Raw genomic sequence first — 24599 nt, forward strand, 5'->3', positions numbered from 1 at the left:
GGTGCCATCGAGATGCTGCTGGTCGGTCCAGCCGCCGGGCCCGCAGTGAAATGTCTTGATCAGATACACCTGATCATCCCACCGGGGTACGACAACTCACGCAAACGTCAGCGACGTCCGACCAACCAGGCCTGTCCCCCGCCCTCACCGTCGGCGATCACATCGAGATCACCGAAAGCCGAACGCAATTCACCGGCAACAGCCCTGAATCGGCCGGGTGCGGAGCCCACCTCGCTGAGCACGCAGATCGCCAACAGCCCGCCCGGCTTCAGCCGCGCCGTCATCGAACGGTATAGGGCGGTATCGCGAAACTTGTGGCACAGCAGCACATCGGCCGGTTCACCCGACGGCAGACCTGCATCGAGATCGGCCACGTCGAAGGCAACCGGGACGGCGGTCTGTTCGGCGAGCCGACGCGCCTGGGCAATGGCCACCGCGGAGATGTCGACGGCATGCACCCGCAGCCCGCGCTGCGCCAGCCACACCGCGGCACCGCCTGTGCCGCAGGCGATGTCGAGAGCCGTACCGGTGCGCGGGAAGACATCCTCCACACCGCCGAACACAGCGGGCAACGCGGCCACGGGCATGTCGGCACCCTCGACGTACATCGCGGCCCAGCGGGCACGGTCCTCAGCGCTCACACCACACCCCCACGAACCATAGGACGAAGACCTATTTGGCGGCGTTCTCCAGCATCTGCGCGGCGATCTCCGCCGCTTCGTCGCCCGCACCGTAACTACATGCCCAGGCCTCAACGGTGAGGTTGGACGCGAAGGACAACGCGTGCTGGCATTCCCAACCGTCGGCGTCCTCCTGCGCGGTCACCTGGGTGAGCACGGTGCCACTGTCGGTCAGATCCTCGATCTGCCAGGTGTAGCTGTCGGTGCCGTCGTCGATGTCGATCGAGGAGCCCGCACACTTCTTCCACATCGCCTGGGAGTCGTCGAAGAACTGCTTTGCGTCGTCGGCCGAGGGATAGAGCACCGCGGTCTGCTCGACCCAGTGCGCATTGTCCTCATCGGGTTCGCGCGAGACCTGATCGCGCACCGCCGTGTAACCGCTGTCGCCGTAGACCGGCTGCTCGGCACCGAAGATCGCACCGAGGCACTCCGGATTGGAAACGTCGCGGGAATGGTCGACCATCTGATCGAGCTCACCGGTCACCTCCATGGTGTCCGACCCCATGATGGAGTTGATCTCGCCGATGGGCAGCAACACATCATCGAGTTGGCGCTCGCGAAGCAGTGGCACATCGGCGGGCACGGCGTTCGGGTCGCGGACCGCCTGACCGCTCACGGTGCTGGTGCAGCCGGTCAGCAGCGCGCAGCCGACGGCAGCGGCCAGGACGGCATGACGGGCGTATCGCACGCGTGACGCGGCTGCTGTGTTCACCGCGCCATTGTGACCGATGACGCGCCTGCGAGTCACTTCTTGGCTTTGTCCGCGACGGCCTCGGTGGACAGCGCCGCGACAAAGGCCTCCTGCGGGACATCGACGCGGCCGATGGTCTTCATCCGCTTCTTGCCCTCCTTCTGCTTCTCCAGCAGTTTGCGCTTACGGGTGATGTCACCGCCGTAGCACTTGGACAACACGTCCTTGCGGATGGCCCGGATGTTCTCGCGGGCAATGATCCGTGAGCCGATCGCGGCCTGGATCGGCACCTCGAACTGCTGGCGCGGGATGAGTTCCTTGAGTTTCGTCGTCATCTTGTTGCCGTAAGCCGCGGCGCCGTCCTTGTGCACGATGGCGCTGAACGCGTCGACGGCCTCGCCCTGCAGCAGGATGTCGACCTTCACCAGGTCGGCCTCCTGCTCGCCGGCCTCCTCGTAGTCCAGGCTGGCGTAACCGCGGGTGCGGGACTTCAACGAATCGAAGAAGTCGAAGATGATCTCGCCCAGCGGCATCGTGTAGCGCAACTCGACGCGCTCCGGGGACAGGTAGTCCATCCCGCCGAGCTCACCGCGGCGGGTCTGGCACAGCTCCATGATGGTGCCGATGAACTCACTGGGCGCGATGACCGTCGTCTTGACCACCGGTTCGAAGACGGCGCGAACCTTGCCCTCGGGCCAGTCCGACGGGTTGGTCACCACCATCTCGGTGTTGTCCTCTTTGACCACCCGGTAGACCACGTTGGGGGCGGTCGAGATCAGGTCGAGATTGAACTCGCGCTCCAGGCGTTCGCGGGTGATCTCCATGTGCAGCAGGCCGAGGAATCCGCACCGGAAGCCGAACCCCAGTGCCACCGATGTCTCGGGCTCATAGGTCAGCGCGGCATCGTTGAGCTGCAGCTTGTCCAGCGCCTCACGCAGCACCGGGTAGTCCGAGCCATCCACCGGGTACAGGCCGGAGTAGACCATCGGGCGGGGCTCGCGGTACCCGGTCAACGCTTCGGTCGCACCGTGGCGCGCCGTGGTGACGGTGTCGCCGACCTTGGACTGACGGACATCCTTCACGCCGGTGATGAGGTAGCCGACCTCGCCGACCCCGAGGCCGTCGGAGGCCTTCGGTTCGGGTGAGACGATGCCGACCTCGAGCAACTCGTGCGTCGCGCCGGTGGACATCATCTTGATCTTTTCGCGGGGATTGAGCTTGCCATCCACGACGCGCACGTAGGTGACCACGCCGCGGTAGATGTCGTAGACCGAGTCGAAGATCATCGCCCGCGCGGGGGCGTCGGCATCCCCGACCGGCGCCGGGATCAGCCGGACGACCTCGTCGAGCAGTTCGCGCACACCCACACCGGTCTTGCCGGACACCCGCAGCACGTCCTCGGGCTCACAGCCGATGATGTGCGCGATCTCCCCGGCGTACCGGTCCGGATCGGCGGCGGGCAGGTCGATCTTGTTGAGCACCGGGATGATGGTGAGGTCCCGGTCCAGCGCCAGATAGAGATTGGCCAGCGTCTGCGCCTCGATGCCCTGCGCGGCGTCGACCAGCAGGACCGCCCCCTCGCAGGCCTCCAAGGCGCGCGAGACCTCGTAGGTGAAGTCGACGTGGCCCGGGGTGTCGATCAGATGCAGGACGTAGTTCTCTTCGGTGCCGTCCTCGCCGGTGACCGACCACGGCAGCCGCACGTTCTGGGCCTTGATGGTGATCCCGCGCTCGCGTTCGATGTCCATCCGGTCCAGGTACTGGGCCCGCATGTCGCGGTCCGCGACGACGCCGGTGATGCCCAGCATCCGGTCGGCCAGGGTCGATTTACCGTGGTCGATATGGGCGATGATGCAGAAGTTCCTGATCTGCGCCGGCGCAGTGAACGTCTTGTCGGCGAAACTACTGATGGGAATCTCCTGGTCGAGGCGCGATAGTCGAGTCCAGCGTATCGACAGCAGGCCGTCGCCTCACAATCGCGACCTATGCTCGTCACATGGCGTCGCAGTGGAAGACCTTCCAACGCTTCGCGGAGCACCTTGTCTTCAACGAAGCACCCAAGCTCATCCGGCAGCTGCCCAAGCCCGAACGGGTCCTGCAACAGGGGCTGAAAATCGGGCTGGACGCGCTGGCCGGAGCTCAGACCGTCCAGCGCCCACCGACGGCGATCCCCGCCGGACGCCCGGTGACCAGCGCGAGCGTCCCGACCGCGCACCGGGCCAGGCGCATCGAGTACTCCCCCGACCTGGACGGCCGAGCCGACCCCGGCGAGATCGTGTGGACCTGGGTGGTCTACGAAGACGACCCCACCCGCGGCAAGGACCGCCCGGTCCTCGTCGTCGGACGCGACCAGCGCGTGCTGCTGGGACTCATGCTGTCCAGCCAGGACCGGCACGCCGCCGACGGTGACTGGGTCGGCATCGGCACCGGCAGCTGGGACTACGAAGGCCGGCCCAGCTGGGTGCGGCTGGACCGGGTGCTCGACGTGCCCGAAGACGGGATTCGGCGCGAGGGCGCAATCCTGGAACGCGAGAAGTTCGAACTGGTCGCGACCCGGCTGCGCGCCGAGTTCTCGTGGAGCTGATTTTCGCTGCCGCGAAGACGTCCCGACTCAGACCAGTAGGCCCGCGCGCACCAGCGGCAGCACGCCGTGGCCGACATGGCGGATCTCGTCGGCCTGCGGGTAGCCCGAGAGCACGAACTCGCTGATGCCCAGACCCGCGTACTCGGCGAACACCGCGGCAACCTGCTCATAGCTGCCGATCGCGGCGGTACCCGCTCCGTCGCGTAACAGGCTCGGTCCGGCCCACAGCCCGGGATGGACCTCCAGGCTGCGCGCGTCGGTCAGTTGACCGGTGGTCAGCGCCGCCATCCGGCGCTGTCCCTCCGAACCGCTGGACAGGTAGCGATCGTGAGCACGGCGCACGGCGTCGGGGTCCAGGCCGGCGATGAGCTCGTCGGCGCGCTGCCAGGCCTGCTCCCCGGTGGGCCGCGCCACGGTGTGCAGGCGCAGGCCGAACCTCATTTCCCGTCCGTGTCGCGCCGCGGCGACGCGCACCCGGTCGATCTTCTCCGCGACCTGATCCGGCGGCTCACCCCATGTCAGGTAGACGTCGGCATGTTCGGCAGCCACCTCGATCGCCTCGGGTGAGGAACCGCCGAAGTAGACGGTGGGCACGGTCTGCACCGGATAGGCCGTCCTGGCGTTCTCCACGTCGTAGAACTCGCCATGGAAGGTGAACTCCGGATTGCTCCATGCGCCACGGACCACGGTCAAGAACTCGGCGGTGCGCCGGTACCGCGCGGACTTGTCGATCGCATCGCCATAGCGGCGCATCTCGGCATCGTCTCCACCGGTGACGATGTTGAGGGCCAACCGGTTTCCGGTGAAGCGCTGGTAGGTGCTGACCTGCTGGACGGCCAGCGTCGGTGAGAGCACGCCGGGCCGGAACGCCACCAGGAACGTGAGCCGTTGGGTGTGTTGGGCCAATGCCGCGGTGGCCAACCACGAATCCTCGCAATGGGATCCCGTCGGCGTGAGGGCTGCCTCGAATCCCAGATCTTCGGCAGTGCGCACCAGCGCGGTCAGGTTCTCCAGCGTCGGCTGCAGATGCGAGTGCGCACGGCTCGCCGCATCACCCCGGTTATCGGCGATGGTGGTGGTATCGCCGTGCGTGGGCAGATACCAGTGGAATTTCACCGTCACGGAGTCGACCCCTCGCCGACGATCCGCTTCGCCGATAACAGGCAGTCTTCAACTCGCATCCTGACAAATCTACTCAGCGACAGCGACTTTCGACAATCATGGCGCAGTTCGAATCAATCAGATCGCTACCGTTCCGCGGCGGGGGCCCAGTACGTATCTTGAGCGGATTCGCGCAGAGCTATGCCAGCGCTCCGTGCCGTCCGACCCTGGGGCCGGATCAACCAAGAGAGTCAACGTGATCGAGATCGAGAATCTGACCAAGAGGTTCGGCGACCGCACTGTCCTCGACGATATCTCGCTATCGGTCGGCAGCGGTGAGATCCTGGCCGTCGTCGGACCAAGCGGCGCCGGAAAGAGCACATTGTCGCGCTGCGTGAGCTTCCTGGAACGGCCCACCAGCGGCACGGTGCGCGTCGACGGTAAGGACTTCACCCGCCTCGACCGCGCCCAGCTGCTGGCCGCGCGCCGCAGCGTCGGCGTGATCTTCCAGACCGCTCCGCTGCTGCGCCGCCGCACTGTGGCCCAGAACGTCGCACTGCCATTGCAATACCTGCACGCCACCGACGACTCGGTGACCAAACGTGTCGACGAGCTATTGGGACGGGTCGGGCTCGGCGATCGTCGCGAGTTCTACCCGGCCCAGCTCTCCGGGGGCCAGAAGCAGCGGGTCGGCATTGCCCGCGCACTCGCGCTCGGCCCGTCCAACCTGCTCTCCGACGAGGCAACGTCCGGGCTGGACCCGGCCACGACCCAGTCGATCCTTGGATTGCTCGCCGAATTGCGCAACGAGTTCGGCCTGTCGATCATCCTGATCACCCACGAGATGGAGGTGGTCCGCGAGATCGCCGATTCGGTGGCCCGCATCGACAACGGCCGCATCATCGAGAGCGGCTCGGTCGAAGACATCATCCTCGATCCGAATTCCGCTCTGGCACACGAGCTGTTGCCCGATCGTCCCAATGCACCCTTGCGCGCACCCGGTGACGTGTGGGAGATCTCGTACGCCTCCCGCGATGTCCCGCCGGATTGGTTGACCTCCATCCGATCCACCCCGGGACTGGCCGGCGCACAGGTCCATGTGCTCAGCGCCAGCGTGGAAGCGATCCGCGGCGTCGCGGTGGGCCGCGCCGTGCTCGCCATCTCCCCCGGCGCACCAGCCGGTTTCGCCGATCACCTGCGTGCCCGCGGCCTGCACGTGCGTGCCGTCGACACCGTCGGCGGCGAGGAAGCGGCATGACCCTGGTCGCCGCCGAAGACTTCAGCACCCCATGGGCGCGGGTCCCCGATCTGTTGCTGCCCGCCTACGGTGAAACCTGGGTGATGGTCGGGGTGACGATGGCGCTCGTGGTGTTGATCGGCACACCGGTGGGCATCGTGCTACACAACACGTCCTCGTTCGGGCTGTTCCCGGACCCGCGAGTGTTCAACGCGCTGAACACTATCGTGAACATCGGCCGATCGCTGCCGTTCCTGATCCTGATGGCCGCGATCATCCCGATCACCCGATTCATCGTCGGCACCACCATCGGCATCGCCGCTGCGATCGTGCCGATGACGGTGGCCGGGATACCCTTCTTCGCCCGCCTCGTCCAGAACGCGCTGCGCGAGGTCCGCATCGACGTCGCCGATATGGGACTGGTCTCGGGCGGCTCGCACGTCCAGGTCATCCGGTCCGTGCAGATGTCCGAGGCGCTCCCCGCGCTGGCCGGTGCCCTCACCGTCAACACCATCGCGATGATCGAGTACTCGGCGATCGCCGGGTCCATCGGCGCCGGCGGCGTCGGACACCTCGCGATCACATACGGCTACAACCGATTCGACGACAACATCATGATCGCCACGGTGATCGCGCTGATCCTCACCATCCAGTTGGTGCAGTTCACCGGCGACCGTGTCGTCAAAGCACTCACCCGCTGACCCGACCAGAACAGAGGAACACATGACAGACCAGCACAACCCGACGGCAGACATCGAGATCAGACAGCGCAAGCGCTGGCCGTGGATCGCCTCGGCCGCCGGTCTGGTTGCCGTCGTCATCGGCGGTATCGTCTACAGTCAGACCGCCAATCGAGACCAGCCCTTCGGCACCGAGCTCGAGGTGGCCACCTGGAGTACCGATATCGCGGCCGAGAACCTACTGGCCTACATCAGCGAGAACATCGCGCCCGAGCACGGAATCACCATCAAACCCGTGCAGATCGACAACCTGATCGAGTCAACCGCGCGGTCGACGCCGGTACCGTGGCCGGCAACTTCTTCGAGCACCAGCCGTTCCTGAACGATGCCATCGCCGCGAACGGTTTCGAACTGACGCTGGCCGCACCGACATTCACCTGGGATCAGGCCACCTACTCAGACAAATACGACAGCTGGGACCAACTGCCCGCCGGTGCCAAGATCGCCCTGCGCGACGATCCCGCCCGTCAGGCCATTGCCCTGCTGGATCTCGCCGAGGCCGGCCAGATCACCTTGGCGCCGGGCAAGGACACCGTCGAGGGGCTGCCCCAGCTCAGCGATGTGGCCGCCAACCCGAAGGACTACGAGTTCGTCCAGGTACCGATCGGCCAACTGGCCCGCAGTCTGGCCGATGTCGACGCCGTGGTGGTGCACATCTCCGATGTGTATGCGGCGGGACTGCGCGAAGACCAGATCCTGGACCGCCATCCCGCGCCCGCCGGCAGCGAGGGCGGCCTGGTGGTCAGCAACAAACATCTCGACGACCCGAACGTCGAGAAGCTGATCGCCACCTTCTCCGACCCGAAGATCGCCGAGTTCCTGCAGACCACCGACAACGCCCTCATTCGCGACACCCTCGGCCCGATCGGCGAGTCGGACTCCGCGGGACAAGGCACCAGCTCGTGACCGACCGACGCCGTAAGCCGCTGTACTACTCGGCATTCGTGATGAACACCGCATCCCATGTGCTGCACGGGTTGTGGCGGGCACCGGAGGCGCAGAACCACAAGTTCAATTCGCTGCGGCATTGGACTTCACTGGCCGCCGAGGTCGACAAGGCGGGCTACGATCTGCTGTTCTTCGCCGATGTCTTCGGGTTGCGCGCGCCGTGGAACGGCAACTGGCGCAAATCCGTCGAGGCGGGCATCCAGATCCCGGTCAACGATCCCTCGGTGCTGGCCTCCGCGCTCGCGGCGGCGACGGAGAACCTCGGCATCGTGTTCACCAGCTCCATCATCCAGGATCACCCGTTCAATTTCGCCAGGCGGATGTCCTCACTCGATCATTACACCGAGGGCCGGCTGGGCTGGAACATCGTGACCAGCTTCAACGCCAACATGTTCCGTAGTTTCGGCCACGAGGGCACCCTCGCCCACGACGAGCGCTACGAGTGGGCCCACGAATACGTCGACGTCGCCTACAAACTCTGGGAGGGTTCCTGGGACGAGGACGCGCTGGTGCAGGACAAGCAGCGCAGCGTGCATTCCGACCCGGACAAGATCCACCGGATCAACCACGTCGGACCGCGCTACCGCGTCGAAGGACCGCATTTCACCTCACCGTCTCCGCAACGCACACCGGTGCTGTTCCAGGCCGGTTCCTCCCCCGCGGGTCAACTGTTCTCGGCCCGTAACGCCGAGGGCGTCTACATCGGCAGCCCCTCACCGGCGGATGCCTACAAGCTGACCACCGAAACCCGATCACTGGCAGCCGAATACGGCAGGGATCCCGATGACATCACCTTCGCCCAAGGTCTGTCGTTCGTCATCGGCGACACCCATGCCGACGCGATCCGACGCAACGACGAACTCAAGCGCTACCTCGACCTGGAGGGCATCGCCTTGCACGCACTCGGCGATGCCGGTATCGACGCGGGCGGGCTGCCGCTGGATACCCCGATAAGTGAGCTCGGTGAGTTCACCGGCATCCAGAGCTTCAAGCGCTGGGCCGCCGAGGTTTCCGGCAACGAGGAGCCCACCATCCGCGACATGGCCTGGGTGATGGAGGGCGCCAACCGGGTCGTGGGCACCCCCGAGGAGATCGCGGACCGCTTGGAAGAATGGCGGGAGGCCGGCGTGGACGGAATCAACGTCTATCACGCCACGGTTCCACAATCGTTCCGCGAGGTGGCCGATCGGCTGTTCCCCACCCTGCGTGAGCGCGGCCTGCTCGGCACCGACAAGTCGGGCACGTTGCGCCACAAGCTGCTCGGCAAGGGAGACCGACTGCCCGACAGCCATCCGGCCGCGCGTTACCGCGGCGCTTTTGCCGGCAACTCGCTGGCCGATCGGGAGACCCAACCGGTCGCCTGATCAGTCGAGCGCGAACCGGACATGCGGAAGCCCGTCCTCGACGGTGACCCGGCATCGGACCCCGTACACCATCTCGATCAGCTCCCCGGTCAGCACCTCGGCGGGAATGCCCGTCGCCACGACGATCCCGCCGGACAGCACCACGATGTGATCGCAGAACATCGCCGCCAGATTGAGGTCGTGCAGCGCGACGACCGTGGTGATGTCCAGCCGGCGGACCAGCGCCAGGATCTCCAACTGGTGGGCGATGTCGAGGTGGTTGGTCGGCTCGTCGAGCAGCAGGTGGTCCGGGTCCTGGGCCAGCGCCCTGGCGATCTGGACCCGCTGGCGCTCGCCGCCGGACAGGGTGTGCCAGAACCGCTCGGTCATATCGGTCAGCCCGGTCGCTGCCAACGCGCGGTCCACCACCGCCGTGCCCTCGGTGTCCGTCCCGATCATGCCGGTGTACGGGATCCGCCCCAGCCGCACCACATCACGCACCGTGATGTGCAACTCGGTCTCGGCGTGCTGGGCCACCATCGCCACCCGCCGGGCCAGGGTGCGCCGCGACATCCGGGCTATCGGACGACCATCGAGTTCGACCGTCCCGTCGTCGGGATGGTCGACCCCGGCGAGCAGCTTGAGCAGCGAGGACTTACCGGATCCGTTCGGCCCGAGCAGTCCCACGGTGCTGCCCGGCGCGGGCTCCAGGGTGACACCGTCGAGCACCAGTCGGCCCGAGCGTGTCCAGCCGACCCGGTTCGCGCGCAGGCTCATGTGTCGACGATTCGCTTACAAGCTGCGCTCATGCCGGTATCCCCCGGCGGCGCAACAGGATCAACGCGAACGCAGGCACGCCCAACAGTGCGGTCACCACCCCGGTGGGCAGCTCCTGCGGTGCGAACACGGTGCGGGCCAACGTGTCGACCCACACCATGAACACCGCGCCGAAGATTGCCACCGTCGGCAGCAGGCGCAGATGCGCGGGCCCCACCACGAATCGGGCGGCGTGCGGTAACACCAACCCGACGAATCCGATCGCCCCGGCAGCACTGACCAGTGCGGCGGTGATCAGCGCGGTCATCACCAGCAGCACGATGCGGGCCTGCCGGACCGACACTCCGAGGGTGGCCGCGGCATCGTCACCGAAGGCGAACGCGTCCAGCGCCCGCGCGTAGGCCAGACAGCACACCAGTCCGGCGCCCACCACCACACCGCAGACCGCGACATCGTTCCAGGACACCCCGGCAAGGGAACCGAGCAACCAGAACAGCACGCCCCGGGTCTGCTCGGCGTCGGCCGATGACAAGACGATGAACGAGGTCAACGCCGAGAACAATTGTGTGGCAGCGACACCGGCCAGCACCACCCGGTCGGTGCCGCCGCCCGCGGCATGTGCCAACAGCAGCACCACCCCGAAGGACAGCACCGCGCCGACGAACGCGCCGCCGGAGAGCGTGAGCGCGCCCGCGCCGACCCCGAGCACCGCGATCAACACCGCGCCGGTCGAGGCACCCGAGGAGACCCCGAGCACGAACGGATCGGCCAGCGGATTGCGCAGCAGCGATTGCAGAATCGCACCACACAGTGCCAGCCCCGCACCGCAAACGGCGGCCAGCAGCACCCGCGGCAACCGCAGCTGCCATACGATGCCGTCCTGGATCCTGGTCGCGCCCGAGGGACCGGCACCCAGATGTTCGGCGACGATCCCATAGACGTCACGGACGGACAGGGCCGCCGGACCGATGGTGATGGCCACCGCCGCCGAAGCGACCAGCAGCGCCAGTCCCAGTACCCAGAGAACGGCCAGCGAGGGCGTGCGCAGCGTCAACGTTCGGCGGCGTATCCGAAGCGGCGCAGTCCATCGGCGACCTTCTCGGTGCCGTCGACGGTGCGGATGGACGGGTTGAGGTCGGCGCCGTTGACCACGATGTAGCGCTTCTGCTGGACGGCGGTCAGCCGGGAGGTCACCGGATTGGACTCCAGGAAGGCGATCTTCGCATCCAGCGCGTCACCGTCGATGGTGCGCCGGCTCAGGTCCGCGAGCACCAGTACGTCGGGATCGCGTTCGGCGATCACCTCCCAGCTGACCTGCGGCCACTCCTCGGTGGTGTCGACGAAGATGTTGCGCGCACCGACCGCGTCGGTGATGACACCCGGCGAGCCGCAGCACCCGGCGAAATAAGGGGCCCGGATATCGGAGAACCAGTACCCGAGATCGGCGTCGACCTGCAACCGGTTGGCCTGCATCCGTTGCTCCAACTCGGCGACCAGCTCCTCACCACGGTCGGTGACGTCGAAAATTCGTGCCAGATCCCGGATCTCGCGGTAGATGGCCGCCATGGTGAAAGGTTCGGTGCGGGCACCGTCTTCGTTGACCGACACCTTTCCCTCGCAGTCGCTGGGTGCCAGATAGGTGGGCACACCGAGGGAGGAGAACTGATCGCGGTCGGCAACGCCGCCGGGTCCGAGCGTTCCGGCGAAGGATGCCGATACGAAGTCGGGTTCGGTGTCGAGCACGGTCTCCAGCGACGGCTTGTTCTCCGCCAGTTTCGGAACCGTGGCATTGGCCGCGGCGAGGTTCTCCCGTACCGGATCTGTCCAGGTCGCGGTGCCGACCATCCGGTCGGCGAGCCCGAGTGACAGCAGGATCTCGGTGGACCCCTGGTTCAGCGAGACCGCGCGCTGCGGCGGCGCGGGAATGACGACATCGCGGCCGCAATTGCTGACCGTCATGGGATAACCCGGGCCTGCCGCGTCCTCTGGGACGTGGACCGCCGACTGTCCGCAGGCGGTCAGTGCCGACACGGCGGCGATGCCGAGCACGGTGCGGACGATCATTTCGGTTCCCCGATCGTCGCGAAACCGTCGGCGAGCTTCTCCACGGCGTCGATCTGACGGATACCGGGGTCGAGTTCGGAGCCCGTCAGCACGACGTAGCGCTTCTGCTGGACGGCCGTCATGTTCCGCGTGACGGGGTTGGACTCCAGGAACGCAGTCTTGGTGTCGAGGGCGTCCCCGTCGATGCGTTTGCGGCTCAGATCGGCGAGCACCAGTACGTCGGGGTTGCGGTCGGCCAGAGCCTCCCAGCTGATCTCGGGCCAGTCCTCGGCGGCGTCGGCGAATACATTGGTGGCGCCGACCTCGCGGGCGTAGAGCCCGGGCGCCGAACAGCAGCCGGCCAGGTACGGGGTGCGCAACCCGGAGAACCAGAACGCCACCGTGGCGTCGCGCGCCTCGGTCCGAGGTGCGTCATCGAGCCTCTTCTTGAGCCGGCTCACCAGTTCCGCGCCACGGTCCTGGACGTCGAAAATCTGTGCCAGTTCCGTGATTTCGCGAAACAGTGTGTCCATCTCCAGCGGTGCGGTGCGCGTCACCGTCTCGCCGTCGACAATGGCGTCGGTGCACACCGAGGGCGACTGGTAGGTGGGGATGCCGAGTTCGGCCAGGCGGGTGCGCTCACCGACGACGGCAGGGGTGAATGTGTGGGCGCTCGCCGAGGTGATGAGGTCCGGTTCCAGGTCGAGCACCGCCTCCAGGCTCGGGTCGTTGTCGGCGATCCGGGGCACCCGGTCGTTGTCGGCGGCCAACGCGGGCAGCACCGGGTCGAACCAGGTGGAGGTGCCCACCATGCGGTCCGCCAGGCCGAGGGAGAGCAGGATCTCGGTGGAGGCCTGATACAGCGACACCGCGCGTCGCGGCGCCTGCTCGAAGGTGACCTGCACGCCGCAGTTCTGCAGCGTCAGCGGATAGCTGGTGTGGCCGGCTTCAGCGGCGGCGGCAGCGAGCTCGGCGGCCGGTTCATCCGCTCTACTGCAGGCGGTGACGGTGAGAACAAGACAGAGCAGCGTGACGGTGACACGCACGGCGGTGACTTCCTTCGGTACAGGGCCCAAACGCGGAGCCGTCGACGATTGCACGACCGCAGGCATTCGGGCTCGAGGCCATGCCTCACACCGCTGCGCGTCAGCTCCGGATTGGCACCGGATTCCCCTGCAGGTCAGCACCGCACTCTACCGGTATGGCACCGCAGACGGGTTTACCGCGGGTTCCGCCACATCGGGTACATGACGGGTCCCCCGTCGGGGAGGGCGATCTCATCGGTGACCTCGAAGCCGAACCGCTGGTAGTAGCCGATGTTGTCGGGATTGCTGGACTCCAGGTACGCAGGCGCGAACTCGGCATCACAACGGTCCAGCCGCGAGCGCATCAGGGCGTGCCCGAAGCCGCTACCCCGGACCTGCGGATCACTGCCGATCACTGCCAGGTACCAGTGCGGCTCGTCCGGGTGCGACCGCTTCATCAACTCCGACACCTGCATCCCGCGCCGCACCGCGCCGCCGAAGGTCAGCAGCATCGACGGCGCCGCGCGCAATTCCTCGGCCGCGGTGTGCCGCCACTGACCCGGCGGGTCCCACAGCGCCGCCGCCGCGATGCCGGACTCCGCGCAGGCAACCTCCACCCCGCCGCCGGCCAGATGGTGATACCGGGTCAGTCCAGAAAACAGCTTGTGCAGTTTGCGCCGACGCGCCTGCGGGTCGGGCAGCATCCACGTCATCACCGGATCATCGAAAAACGCCCGGCCCAGCACCCGGCACAGGGTGTCGACATCGGAACGGACGGCGGGTCGTACCTGGGGGTCATGCACCCGTCCATTCAGCCCTGCGTGATGTACGCCTGCAAGTACTCCGTGCTGGACTCGAGTTCCTGCATGCGGCTCTTGACCAGATCGCCGATGCTCACGATCCCGGACAACCGGCCGTCCTGCAGCACCGGGATGTGCCGTACCCGGTGGTGGGTCATCGCGGCACTCAAACTGTCGACAGAATCCTCGGGCGCACAGAACAGCAGATGCGTGGTCATGATCTCGCCGACCGGTCTGGTCAGCAGATCGGCACCCAGATCATGCAGACGGCGCACCACATCGCGCTCGGAGACGATGCCGACCGGTCCTTCCGGACCCACGACCACCATCGCGCCGATGTTCCGCCCGACCAGGCCCGCGAGCAGATCGGCCACCGAGGTCTCCGGTGCGATCGTGGCCACCGACGACCCCTTGTTCCGCAGTACGTCGGCTATCCGCATGACGCCCTCCCGCGATATGTGATCTCCGCCATACTCAGGCTACGTCCGATCGGCCCCGTATGGACGATTGCGGCGGTATATGTGGGCGATGATCGAGGTGACGCTCCTTGGAACCGGCAGCCCCATCCCCGACCCGGACCGAGCCGGCCCCTCCACTCTGATCCGCGCAGGCGACCAGACATTCCTCGTCGACTGCGGCCGCGGGGTTCTGCAGAGACTCGCCGCTGCCGGCTCGGGCGCACCCCAACTCAGCGCGCTGTTGTTGACCCACCTGCACAGCGACCATATCGCCGATCTTGGCGATGTCCTGATCACCCGGTGGATCGGTACGTTCGGCCCCGACCCCACGCCGCTGCCCATCATCGGGCCCCCTGGCACCGCCGAAGTGGTCAAGGCGATGCTGGCCGCGTTCGGCCATGACATCTCCTACCGACTGGAACACCACGCCGACCTGACCGAACCGCCCCGGGTGCAGGTGCACGAGTACACCGACGGGACGGTGTGGGATGAGGCCGGCGTGCACGTGCGCGTCTCGCCCACCGACCACCGACCGGTCGCGCCGACCATCGCCTTCCGCGTCGATCACGGTGGCGCCTCGGTGGTGCTCGCCGGAGATACCGTGCCGTGCGCCACGCTGGACGCACTGACCGCCGGGGCAGGTGCGTTGGTGCACACCGCGATTCGTCGCGATCTGATCGAGGCGGTGCCCCTGCAGCGGGTGCGCGACATCTGCGACTATCACTCCACTGTGGAACAGGCCGCCGATACCGCCGCGCGCGCCGGCGTCGGCATCCTGATTCTGACCCATTACGTGCCCGCCATGGCGCCGGGCACCGAGGATCAGTGGCGGGCGCTGGCAGCCACCAGGTTCGACCGCCAGATCGAACTCGGCAACGATCTGCACCGGGTGCAGGTGCACCCCGGCGTCTGCGTCAAGCCAGCCGGGTGATCTCCACGACCACGTCCAGGTCGGTGGATCCCTCGCCCGAGTAGATGCCCTTCAGCGGGGTCACATCGGCATAGTCGCGGCCCACACCGACGCTGATGTACTGCTCGTTGATGTCCTTATCGTTGGTCGGGTCGTAATGCCACCAGTCGCCGGTCCAGGCCTGGATCCAGGCATGGCTCTGCCCTTCGACGGTGTCACCAACCTTTGCGGTGCGTTTGGGATGCAGGTACCCCGACACATAACGGGCTGGTATTCCCATGCCCCGCAGCAGGATCAGCGTCAGGTGCGCGAAATCCTGGCAGACACCCTTGCCCTCACGCAACGCGTCCAGGCCCGAGGAGTGCACGCCGGTGGTGCCGGGCACGTACTTGAGTTCACCGGCCACCCACCGCGATGCCTCGATGACCGCCTGCGCAGGGTCGTGATTCTTCCTGATCTGGCGGCCCACCCGCTCCATGCGCTTGCTGGCAGGTGTGTAGACCGTCGGGGTCAGCAACTCGTCGAAGCGGTCGACCACCGCCTCCGATTCCAGGTCGTCCCACGTGACCGAAGACTCCGGGATGACCGGTTGCTCTGTCTCCACCACCGAGGACGCCGTCACCTCCAGTTCGGTGTGCGGAGCGTGCAGATCGAACGTGGTGACCGCCGTGCCCCAATAGTCGACATAGCGGTACTGACGCGTCGCCGGCACGGTCTCCACCCGGTTCAGGATGACGTTCTGCCGGGAATCCGAGCGCGGCGTCAGGCGCGCCTCGTTGAAGGACGCTGTGACGGGCGACTTGTAGGCGTAGCCGGTTGCGTGGACTACCCGCATACGCCACATCAGATCTCTCCCTCTTCGATGACGGTGCCGCCGGCCCGACCGGCATCGGTCCAGGCAACCCACGGCGCGGAGTGAAAGTACTGCAGTGCCAACGCCTCCCCCACCTTGACACAGGTCTGCTGCAATGCCGCCAGCTGATCTTCCAGCGATTCCAGGAGCACACCGGGTGGCAGGAACTCCAGCTCGCTGCGGGCGCGTCCGAGCAGCCGCTGCGCCTCGGCGGTCGCCCCGACCCGATTGTGCCTACGGTGCAACAACTCGTCGAGACTGTGCTCGGCAAGGCGCAGGGAGTAGAAGATCGACCGCGGGAACAGCCGGTCCAGCAACAGGAATTCGACCACCCTGCTGGCGTCGAGGACACCGCGGTAGGTGCGCAGGTAGGTGTCGTGGGCGCCGGCGGAACGCAGTACCGTCACCCAGGCCGGCGACGAACCGCTGTCGCCGACCCGCGAGAGCAGCATGCGCACCGTCATGTCGACGCGTTCGATGGCCCGGCCGAGCACCATGAAGCGGTAGCCGTCATCGCGCGACAGCGTCGAATCGGCGAGACCGGCGAACATCGCCGCGCGCCCCTCGACATAGGCGAGGAACTCGTGCGGTCCCAGCCTGCGGGCGGCCCGCTCCCGCTCCGCCAAAGCGTTGTAGGTGGTGTTGAGGCACTCCCACATTTCGGTCGAGGTGACTTCGCGTGCTCCACGGGCATTCTCGCGGGCGGCGGTGATCGATTCGACGATCGAACAGCCACCCTGGGTGTCCCGGCCGAACGCGACGAGGTCGGTCAACGACCACACGTCGAGCTGTTGTTCGGGGGGTTCGATATCGAGCACCCGCAGCAGAACCCGCGACGTATGGTCGGGGTCGACGCTGGAGTCTTCGAGCAATTGGTGAACCACCACATCGAGGATGCGCGCGGTGTCGTCGGCGCGCTCCACATAGCGGCCGATCCAGTACAGCGATTCCGCGTTACGGGCCAGCATCAGTCGACCACCGCCTGTTGTTGCTGCTGCTGTTGCTGCTGTTGCTGTTCCGGGGCGGTACGGATTTCGCGGGCCTGCTGCTGCTGGGTCTGAGTCGACCCGTCGCCCTTGGCGTCCCGGCCCGCCTTGGTGCTGCGCGAGGCCTTCTCGGCGACCGAGGCCTGGCCGTTCTTGGCTGTCTCAGGCAGCGCGCGCACCACTTCGGCGGCGGCCAGTTCCCGATCGGCCGCCGAGGTCCGCGACGCCAGCACCCAGGTGTCCTTGGAACCGCCACCCTGGCTCGAATTCACCACCAGCGACCCCTCGGGCAGGGCCACCCGGGTCAGGCCGCCGGGCAGCACCCACACCTCGTCACCGTCGTTGACCGCGAACGGACGCAGGTCCACGTGGCGGGGTGCGAGCTTGTCGCCGATCTTGGTCGGCACCGTCGACAACTGCACGACGGGTTGGGCGATCCAGCCGCGCGGGTCGGAGCGGATCTTCTTCGAGATCGTGGCGAGTTCCTTGGGTGAGGCATCCGGTCCGAACACGATGCCGTACCCACCGGAGCCCTCCACCGGCTTGATCACCAGTTCGTCGACCCGGTCGAGCACCTCATCACGCTCCTCGTCCAGCCAGCAGCGGAAGGTGTCCACATTGGCCAGCAGCGGCTTCTCGCCGAGGTAGTACTCGATGATGGTCGGCACGTAGGTGTAGACGAGCTTGTCATCACCCACGCCGTTACCGACGGCGCTGGAGATGACCACATTGCCCGCGCGCGCGGCGTTGAGCACGCCGGCGACACCGAGCACCGAATCCGGCTTGAACTGCATGGGGTCCAGGAAGTCGTCATCGATCCTGCGGTAGATGACATCGACCTGGCGCTCCCCCTCGGTGGTGCGCATGTAGACGGTGTTGTCGCGGCAGAACAGGTCGCGCCCTTCGACCAGCTCGACGCCCATCTGTCTGGCGAGCAGCGAGTGCTCGAAGTAGGCGGAGTTGTACACCCCCGGGGTCAGCACGACGACGGTCGGATCGGCCTCGTTGGTCGCCGCCGCCTTGCGTAGCGCGCGCAACAGATGTGACGAGTAGTCACCGACGGCCCGGACCCGGTGCGAGGCGAACAGGTTGGGGAACACCCGCGCCATGGTCCGGCGGTTCTCCATCACGTAGGACACCCCCGACGGCGAACGCAGGTTGTCCTCCAGAACCCGGAAGGTGCCCTGGGCATCGCGGACCAGATCGATCCCGGCGACATGGATACGCACACCGTTCGGCGGGACGATCCCGACCGCCTCGCGGTGGAAGTGTTCACACGAGGTGATCAGCCGCCGCGGGATGACCCCATCGCGCAGGATCTCCTGTTCGCCGTAGATGTCGTCCAGATAGAGCTCCAGCGCCTTGACCCGCTGGGCAATGCCCTTCTCCAACCGCGTCCATTCCGCCGCCGAGATGACCCGAGGAACGAGGTCCAGCGGGAACGGCCGCTCCTGACCGGACAGCGAGAAGGTGATGCCCTGGTCGACGAACGCGCGACCCAGCGCTTCGGTGCGGGCCTCCAACTCGTCGGCATCCGACGGCGAGAGTTCAGCGAAGATTCCCTTGTAGGGCGGCCGGACGTTGCCGGAGCCGTCGAACATCTCATCGAAGGCCGCGCTGTAACCGGCGAACTCGGTGTAACCGTCGAAGATCCCCACCTGCTGTTTTTTCGTTCGTGAGGTCGAACGTGGCGGGCGTACGGTCTCGTTGGGCAGGGTTCGTAGGCTCACCGTGCACATGCTGCCGTAAGTCGGGCGTTTCGGCAGGCTGGTCCGGCCGGTTTTGGGGGATTGGTGCACCCGCTGGTAACCTGAACCACTGCTGCCCAGCCTGCATCGCTGCGCCGGGCGCCAAATACTTAGCAATCACACCGACGGTGAGAAGGAACTACACGCGTGGCCAACATCAAGTCGCAGGAAAAGCGCATCAAGACCAACGAGCGCCGTCGTCTGCGCAACCAGTCGGTCAAGTCCTCCCTGCGTACGGCTGTCCGCGGTCTCCGCGAGGCCATCGACGCCGGTGAGAAGGACAAGGCAGGCGAGCTGCTGGTGGCGACCAACCGTCAGCTGGACAAGGCCGCCAGCAAGGGTGTCATCCACAAGAACCAGGCCGCCAACAAGAAGTCCGCGCTGGCGCTGGCCGTCAACAAGCTCTGAGTCGATCTCTGCCGACCCGCGCGTCGACGCTCACGCGTCACGCGCGGGTTTTTGCGTGTCCGGGTAGCCGTGACCGGCCCCGCCGGAACGGTCAGCCGTCGGCAGCCAACTCGGCGACCTTGCGCACGGCCCGCTCCAGGGCGAAATCCGCATCGGCGGCCGCACCCTTGACATCGGCGTTGAGCGCGGCGACAACCCGGATGGCCTCGGCCACCCGGTCTCGCGACCAGCGCCGGGACTGTTTCTGCGCCTTCTGAATGCGCCACGGCGGCATGCCCAGTTCGCCGGCAAGCCGGTAGGGGTCGCCGGTGATCGGGCCGACGCGGGCGATGGTGTGCACCGCCTCGGCCAGCGCATCGGCGAGCACGACATGAGGTTCTCCGCTGTGCATGGCCCACCGCAGCGCCTCGGCGGCGCCGGACACGTCACCGGCGACCGCCTTGTCGGCGATGTCGAAGCCCTTCACATCGGCCTTGCCGCTGTGATACTGACGAACCGCGGCGACATCGACCTGCCCGTCTGTATCGGCGACCAACTGCGAGCAGACCGCGGCCAGTTCGCGGATATCCGAGCCGACGGCATCGAGGATCGCGGTGACGGTGGCGTCGTCGACCTTCATCTTCAGCACCCGGAATTCCCGCCGGACGAAATCGGCACGCTCGGCAGGCTTGCTGATCTTGGCGCACGGATGCACCTCGGCGCCAAGCTTTTTGAGCTGATCTGCCATCGCCTTGGCCCGGCCGCCGCCGGAGTGCAGGACGACAAGTACGGTGCCCGGCGGAAGGTCGGCGGCCGCGCTGACGATCAGTGCCACCGCATCCTTGCCCGCCTCGGCGGCGGCCTCCAGCACCACCACGCGTTCTTCGGCGAACAACGAGGGACTGAGCAGTTCGGCCAACTCGCTGGTGCTCACCTCCCCGGCCCGGAGCCGGTCCACCGGGACGTCGACGGTGCCTGCCCGCTTGCGTGCCGCGCGCAGCAAATCTGCCACGGCGCGCTCGACCAGCAGTTCCTCGTCTCCGAGCACCAGATGTAGTCCCTCGCTCACCCGGTGATCGTTTCACGCCGACCCGACAACGCCGGAAACGGTCCACGCCAGCAGACAGCACAGACCCGCGACCGAGAGGTTCCGGCCCCACCGCCACCGCCAGGTGACGATCACCGCGATGGTGACCGCGGCCACCAGGACCATGCCGGGAGCCCCGGCCGGGACGGGCACCGTGGCATCGGGCAGCGCGGCGATCCGGTCGGCGACGACAAGCAGCCACCAGAGCTCGGGACCGGTGAACCGGACCATCAGCTCGGCTACCGGCGCGCAGACCGCCGATAGTGCGGCGGCCGCGGTACCGATCAGAGTGATCGGCGGAATGACGGCGCCGACAAGGACATTGGCCAAAACAGCGAAGACGCTCACATTGCCCGAGATCCCGGCGACGAGTGGTGCGGTGACCGCCTGCGCCGCCCCGGCGATGCACACCGCATCCGCCAGCGGCTTGGGCCAGCCCCTGCCGACCAGCCGGCGCGACCACCCGGGGGCGATCACCACCAGCGCGGCCGTCGCCACCACCGAGAGCGCGAACCCGGCATCCACGGCCAGCTGCGGGGCCACCACCATCAGCGCGATCACGGCCGAGGACAACACCGGGATCGCCTGCCTGCGCCGGTGTGACACCACCGCGAACAGGCCGATGCCGCCCATCACCGCGGCCCGCAACACGCTGGCCGACGGTTCCACGACGATGACGAACGCGATGAGCACCACCAGCGCCAACCCGGCCGCCGGCCGGGGCCCCACCAGCGCCGCGGACAGCAGCGCCGCACCGCACACGATCGTCACGTTCGCGCCGGACACCGCGGTCAGATGGGTCAGACCCGAAATCTTGAACGCCGCGGCCGAGGTGGCCGTGACCGCCGAGGTGTCCCCGAGCACCAGGGCGGGCAGCATCGCGGCCTGGTCGGCGGGCAGGACCCGGCGAGCCGCGGCGGAAAACCGCTCCCGGACGTGTCCGGCCAGGCGACGGACGGTGGGCGTCTCCCCCAGTGTCGGCCGACCCGCTGCGGTCAGCACCGCCACCGTCAGATCGGCACGTAGCGGCCGTCCGATCCGAGCGGTGAAGGTGGCCGGGCGGCCCACGGCCAGACCGGCGAATTCCGACACCGGCGCGAAGACCATCACCATCCCCGACGACGGGGTGCCGTCCACCTCCCGCAGGCCCGCCCGAAACATCATCCGGCCGCGGCCCAATGATCGCGGCGACTCGGTGGCGGCGATCGTCACGACGGCGCGGTCCCCATACCGCTCTGTGATCGGATGGTGGCGCACGTCGGCACTGCGCAGCGCGACCACGACGCCGAAGGCGGCACCCGTCACCGCAACGGCCGCGACACCCGCTGCACCCACACGAACTGCGCCCCTGCACGTCAGCACGCCGGTGATGGCGCAGGCCACCAACACCACTGCGCACGGCACCAGCCCGGGCCACACAATCCCTGCCGCGGTCACGGCCCAGGCCGTCAACGCCGCGGGAACCAGCCGGATATCGGCCGGACGCTCCTGGGTGATCGCGACGGCCATTCACGCGACCACCAGATCACGCAGCTTGTCCAGGCGGGCCGGACCTATCCCGTCCACCTCACCGAGTTGGTCGACACTGCCGAACGGACCGTTGGCATCTCGCCACGCAATGATCGCGGCGGCGGTGACGGGTCCGACGCCGGGCAGAGCGTCGAGCTCTTCGGCGGTCGCGGTGTTGAGGTTCACCGCGCCACGTCCCGAGGATCCATCGGTGCCGGCGGTTGCAGGGGCCGTAGCGGCGGTTCGCGCCGAACCGGCCGGTCCGGACGGTTCGCCCGCAGATCTCACCGAACTGCCCATCGGCGAGGGCGATCCCGGCGGTGCCGCAAGACCGACGATGATCTGCTCTCCGTCGGCCACCCGCCGGGCCATGTTCAGTCCGACAAGATCGGCACCGTCGAGCGCTCCACCCGCGAGTTCCACCGCATCGGCAACCCTGCCACCGCCCTCCAGGGTGACCAGACCCGGCTTGTTCACCAGGCCGACGACACTGACCACCACCGGTCCCGGGGGTGCGACCGGAGGCGAACTCGCCGTCGACACCATCTGGACCGGTGGCAGGTTGGCCGCACTCACCGGATGGTCCGGACTGCGCACGACGGTGAACACCGTCACCAGCACCGCCATGACACCGACGCCGATGAGCGCCATGACCCCGGCCCGTCCTGGATCCGCACGCAGCGCGGCCACCCGATCACCGAGGGTGCGCGGCGCCGGTCCGTCCGGAAGCCAACGGGCCAACGCAACATCGGACTGCTGATCGGCGTCCTCCGCCTCGGGTGGATCCACGGCGCGATCCTGGCTTGCACCGATACGTCGGGAGAGGCGCTGCGCCGGCGATTCGGTGTCCATGCGCCTGACGGTAGGCACGGACCCCGACCTCATCGGGCGGACAGCAGCTCAGTCGCGGGTGCCTGTGCACGAATCCGAGACTGTGGATAACTCGATCAGGCCGGTGTCAGTTCCTGGGCGAGCATCACGATGATCCCGCTGGGCCCACGGATATAGGTCAGCTTGTAGACGTCCGCATAGGTCGCGACACCGCGCAGCGGATGGCAACCGTGCCGCGCGGCGATCGCCAGTGCCTCATCGATATCGTCGACCGAGAACGCGACACGATGCATGCCTATCTCGTTCGGACGGGTCGGATGCGTCGGGATCGCGGCCGGATGGATGTACTCGAACAACTCCAGCCGGCCGTGCCCGTCCGGCGTCTGCAACATGGCGATCTTGCAGTGGTTACCGTCCAGATCGACCGCGGTATCGGCCCACTCGCCGCGGACGATGTCGCGGCCGATCACGGTGAGACCGAGATCGGTGAAGAACGCGATGCTTGCGTCCAGGTCCTCGACGGCGATGGCGACGTTCTCCAATTTGATCGGCATGAGCTCCTCACCCGCCGTGCGAGGCGAGCACCGCGATCTGTGGGTGCTCGGGGCCGTCGACCAGCAGGTAGGTCACCGCCAGACGCCCCAACTCGGCACCCTCGGTATCGCACCGTACGAACGCGCCGCGGTAGAGGGCCGAGGACGCGTTCAGTTCGGTGACGGCCGCGCTGAGTAGCGTGGTGGACTGATATCGCTGGGACCGCAGCGCGTCGACCTGGCTTTCCATGACCGCGACGACCTGGTCGGCGGTGGTGAGGCTGATCGCACCGGCGTCGGTGGTCAGCATCAGCGGCACGGCATAGCAGTCCACCAGCTCGGCCATCGGTTTCTCGCCGCGGACGACCGCCGCGAACACATCCACATAGCGGTCGAACCATCCCTGCACGGTCGTGGAATCCATTGCCATACCGAGAGTTTAGGTCGTCATCGACAGCGCGCCGCGAGCCTGCGCACGAACTGCTCGATGTCGGCGGGCCTCTCCTCGGCCATGAAATGTCCGGCGCCGGTCGTTTGATAGTGCAGATCCGAGGCCCACGCACCCCAGATGTCGACGGGGTCGAAGCCCAGTTGCCCGCCCCAGTCCTGGGAGATGACGCCGACCGGCATCGTCAGCAGGCGACCGGCCGCGCGATCGGCGCGGTCCATGTCGAGGTCGACGCCCGCGCTGGCCCGGTAGTCGGCGACGATGGAGTCCACCGCGGCGATCGAACTGTCGATGTAGTGCCGGCGTGCCTCGGCGGAGAAGGTAGACCCGCCGTGATCCCAGGCGTCCAGGAAGGAGGCGAAGAATTCCTCGGCCACGGCCGCGATCATCTTCTCTGGCAGTCCGGCCGGTTGTGCCATCAGGTAGAGATGCCAGGCCACCTTGGCGTCCACTCCGCGCAATACCGACCAGGTGTCCAGGGTCGGAAGGACATCGAGCACTCCCAGATACCGCACCACCTGCGGATGGTCGAGCCCGGCGCGGACCGCGACAAGGGCGCCGCGGTCATGACCGATCACCCCGAACCGGTTGTGGCCCAGTGACTTCGTCACCTCGACGATATCGCGGGCCATCGTCCGCTTGGAGTATGTCTCGGGTCCCGCCACTGCCGGTTTGCCGCTGCGCCCGTAGCCACGAAGGTCGGGCACGATCACGGTGAACTCGTCGACGAGGCTGCCGGCGACGTGACGCCACATGTAGTGCGTCTGCGGAAAGCCGTGCAGCAGCACCACGGCCTGCCCGCTTCCACCGACGGCCACGTTGATGCCGACACCGTCGGCTCCAGGCAGCGTCGCGTAGTCGAAATCGTCAATTTTCACAG

27 protein-coding genes and 1 riboswitch are annotated in these 24599 nt (G+C 67.1%); of the genes, 8 read left to right on the forward strand and 19 right to left on the reverse strand.

Going from position 1 to position 24599, the window contains the following annotated elements:
* Positions 1-107: 107 nt before the first annotated feature.
* The 3 genes from G154_RS01065 to lepA all read right to left on the reverse strand — a co-directional run bounded on the left by G154_RS01065 (position 108) and on the right by lepA (position 3332).
* Complete coding sequence (locus G154_RS01065; RefSeq protein ID WP_234713141.1) at positions 108-587, reverse strand: bifunctional 2-polyprenyl-6-hydroxyphenol methylase/3-demethylubiquinol 3-O-methyltransferase UbiG; 480 nt, start codon at positions 585-587, stop codon at positions 108-110.
* Between the two features lie 85 nt (positions 588-672).
* Entirely contained in the window at positions 673-1392 is a 720-nt protein-coding gene (locus G154_RS01070) for a sensor domain-containing protein (protein WP_019510672.1), read from the reverse strand.
* A 32-nt stretch (positions 1393-1424) separates the two neighbouring features.
* Positions 1425-3332, reverse strand: coding sequence for a translation elongation factor 4 (gene lepA / locus G154_RS01075; protein WP_081649898.1), 1908 nt, complete (start codon positions 3330-3332; stop codon positions 1425-1427).
* 35 nt (positions 3333-3367) lie between these two features.
* Here lepA and G154_RS01080 point away from each other — a divergent pair, with 35 nt between their 5' ends.
* Positions 3368-3955, forward strand: a complete 588-nt coding sequence (locus G154_RS01080; protein ID WP_019510670.1) for a type II toxin-antitoxin system PemK/MazF family toxin — start codon at positions 3368-3370, stop codon at positions 3953-3955.
* 27 nt (positions 3956-3982) lie between these two features.
* Here the strand turns inward: G154_RS01080 and G154_RS01085 are convergent, their stop codons facing one another.
* Entirely contained in the window at positions 3983-5077 is a 1095-nt protein-coding gene (locus G154_RS01085) for an LLM class flavin-dependent oxidoreductase (RefSeq protein WP_019510669.1), read from the reverse strand.
* 235 nt (positions 5078-5312) lie between these two features.
* Here G154_RS01085 and G154_RS01090 point away from each other — a divergent pair, with 235 nt between their 5' ends.
* The 5 genes from G154_RS01090 to G154_RS01105 are packed head-to-tail and all read left to right on the forward strand — an operon-like array spanning position 5313 to position 9345.
* The gene (locus tag G154_RS01090) at positions 5313-6314 is read left to right on the forward strand and encodes a methionine ABC transporter ATP-binding protein (protein ID WP_019510668.1); all 1002 of its coding nucleotides are present in this window, start codon (positions 5313-5315) and stop codon (positions 6312-6314) included.
* On the forward strand, positions 6311-6994 hold the full coding sequence (locus G154_RS01095; protein WP_019510667.1) for a methionine ABC transporter permease: 684 nt from the start codon (positions 6311-6313) through the stop codon (positions 6992-6994). The genes G154_RS01090 and G154_RS01095 overlap by 4 nt, the downstream gene beginning before the upstream one ends.
* 22 nt (positions 6995-7016) lie before the next feature.
* On the forward strand, positions 7017-7355 hold the full coding sequence (locus tag G154_RS27015) for a hypothetical protein (RefSeq protein ID WP_237742475.1): 339 nt from the start codon (positions 7017-7019) through the stop codon (positions 7353-7355).
* Positions 7319-7939, forward strand: coding sequence for a MetQ/NlpA family ABC transporter substrate-binding protein (locus G154_RS01100; protein ID WP_237742477.1), 621 nt, complete (start codon positions 7319-7321; stop codon positions 7937-7939). Before G154_RS27015 ends, G154_RS01100 begins: the two co-directional genes overlap by 37 nt.
* 41 nt (positions 7940-7980) lie before the next feature.
* Positions 7981-9345, forward strand: a complete 1365-nt coding sequence (locus G154_RS01105; protein ID WP_045546603.1) for an NtaA/DmoA family FMN-dependent monooxygenase — start codon at positions 7981-7983, stop codon at positions 9343-9345.
* On the opposite strand, the gene G154_RS01110 is transcribed toward G154_RS01105, so the two are convergent.
* The 6 genes from G154_RS01110 to G154_RS01135 all read right to left on the reverse strand — a co-directional run bounded on the left by G154_RS01110 (position 9346) and on the right by G154_RS01135 (position 14409).
* Positions 9346-10101, reverse strand: a complete 756-nt coding sequence (locus tag G154_RS01110) for an ABC transporter ATP-binding protein (RefSeq protein ID WP_019510664.1) — start codon at positions 10099-10101, stop codon at positions 9346-9348.
* Between the two features lie 28 nt (positions 10102-10129).
* On the reverse strand, positions 10130-11155 hold the full coding sequence (locus tag G154_RS01115; protein WP_019510663.1) for an iron ABC transporter permease: 1026 nt from the start codon (positions 11153-11155) through the stop codon (positions 10130-10132).
* Positions 11152-12165: an ABC transporter substrate-binding protein gene (locus G154_RS01120; protein WP_019510662.1), complete on the reverse strand. Its 1014-nt coding sequence runs from the start codon at positions 12163-12165 to the stop codon at positions 11152-11154. The genes G154_RS01115 and G154_RS01120 overlap by 4 nt, the downstream gene beginning before the upstream one ends.
* On the reverse strand, positions 12162-13190 hold the full coding sequence (locus G154_RS01125; protein WP_019510661.1) for an ABC transporter substrate-binding protein: 1029 nt from the start codon (positions 13188-13190) through the stop codon (positions 12162-12164). The genes G154_RS01120 and G154_RS01125 overlap by 4 nt, the downstream gene beginning before the upstream one ends.
* 39 nt (positions 13191-13229) lie before the next feature.
* Positions 13230-13353, reverse strand: a riboswitch (cobalamin riboswitch).
* A gap of 10 nt (positions 13354-13363) precedes the next feature.
* Complete coding sequence (locus G154_RS01130; RefSeq protein WP_019510660.1) at positions 13364-13972, reverse strand: GNAT family N-acetyltransferase; 609 nt, start codon at positions 13970-13972, stop codon at positions 13364-13366.
* Positions 13973-13980: 8 nt separating this feature from the next.
* Positions 13981-14409 (reverse strand): CBS domain-containing protein, encoded by a 429-nt coding sequence (locus G154_RS01135; RefSeq protein ID WP_019510659.1) that lies wholly within the window; start codon positions 14407-14409, stop codon positions 13981-13983.
* Between the two features lie 88 nt (positions 14410-14497).
* Here G154_RS01135 and G154_RS01140 point away from each other — a divergent pair, with 88 nt between their 5' ends.
* Positions 14498-15358, forward strand: coding sequence for a ribonuclease Z (locus G154_RS01140; RefSeq protein ID WP_023986035.1), 861 nt, complete (start codon positions 14498-14500; stop codon positions 15356-15358).
* Here G154_RS01140 and G154_RS01145 read toward each other — a convergent pair.
* From G154_RS01145 to G154_RS01155, 3 genes are read right to left on the reverse strand one after another with little or no spacing between them, the layout of a single operon-like run.
* Positions 15342-16181, reverse strand: a complete 840-nt coding sequence (locus tag G154_RS01145; protein ID WP_019510657.1) for a transglutaminase family protein — start codon at positions 16179-16181, stop codon at positions 15342-15344. The two genes, G154_RS01140 and G154_RS01145, sit on opposite strands and share 17 nt — an antisense overlap.
* Entirely contained in the window at positions 16181-17158 is a 978-nt protein-coding gene (locus tag G154_RS01150; protein WP_019510656.1) for an alpha-E domain-containing protein, read from the reverse strand. Before G154_RS01150 ends, G154_RS01145 begins: the two co-directional genes overlap by 1 nt.
* Positions 17158-18915, reverse strand: coding sequence for a circularly permuted type 2 ATP-grasp protein (locus G154_RS01155; protein WP_031601606.1), 1758 nt, complete (start codon positions 18913-18915; stop codon positions 17158-17160). Before G154_RS01155 ends, G154_RS01150 begins: the two co-directional genes overlap by 1 nt.
* Positions 18916-19071: 156 nt before the next feature.
* Here G154_RS01155 and rpsT point away from each other — a divergent pair, with 156 nt between their 5' ends.
* Positions 19072-19332: a 30S ribosomal protein S20 gene (gene rpsT / locus G154_RS01160; RefSeq protein WP_019510654.1), complete on the forward strand. Its 261-nt coding sequence runs from the start codon at positions 19072-19074 to the stop codon at positions 19330-19332.
* A 91-nt stretch (positions 19333-19423) separates the two neighbouring features.
* On the opposite strand, the gene holA is transcribed toward rpsT, so the two are convergent.
* The 6 genes from holA to G154_RS01190 all read right to left on the reverse strand — a co-directional run bounded on the left by holA (position 19424) and on the right by G154_RS01190 (position 24597).
* Positions 19424-20380 carry a DNA polymerase III subunit delta gene (holA, locus tag G154_RS01165; protein WP_019510653.1) on the reverse strand — a complete coding sequence of 319 codons (957 nt, stop codon included), beginning with the start codon at positions 20378-20380 and terminating at the stop codon, positions 19424-19426.
* Positions 20381-20392: 12 nt separating this feature from the next.
* Positions 20393-21907: a ComEC/Rec2 family competence protein gene (locus tag G154_RS01170; protein WP_019510652.1), complete on the reverse strand. Its 1515-nt coding sequence runs from the start codon at positions 21905-21907 to the stop codon at positions 20393-20395.
* On the reverse strand, positions 21908-22759 hold the full coding sequence (locus tag G154_RS01175; protein WP_019510651.1) for a ComEA family DNA-binding protein: 852 nt from the start codon (positions 22757-22759) through the stop codon (positions 21908-21910). It abuts the gene before it with no gap.
* Between the two features lie 95 nt (positions 22760-22854).
* Positions 22855-23292 (reverse strand): VOC family protein, encoded by a 438-nt coding sequence (locus G154_RS01180; RefSeq protein ID WP_019510650.1) that lies wholly within the window; start codon positions 23290-23292, stop codon positions 22855-22857.
* Between the two features lie 7 nt (positions 23293-23299).
* Positions 23300-23701 carry a hypothetical protein gene (locus tag G154_RS01185; protein ID WP_131701336.1) on the reverse strand — a complete coding sequence of 134 codons (402 nt, stop codon included), beginning with the start codon at positions 23699-23701 and terminating at the stop codon, positions 23300-23302.
* A gap of 17 nt (positions 23702-23718) precedes the next feature.
* A complete protein-coding gene (locus G154_RS01190) occupies positions 23719-24597 on the reverse strand; it encodes an alpha/beta fold hydrolase (protein ID WP_019510648.1) in 879 nt (292 codons plus the stop codon).
* Positions 24598-24599: the final 2 nt, after the last annotated feature.

Source organism: Mycobacterium sp. VKM Ac-1816D, from assembly GCF_000416385.1.
Lineage (GTDB): Bacteria > Actinomycetota > Actinomycetes > Mycobacteriales > Mycobacteriaceae > Mycobacterium > Mycobacterium neoaurum_A.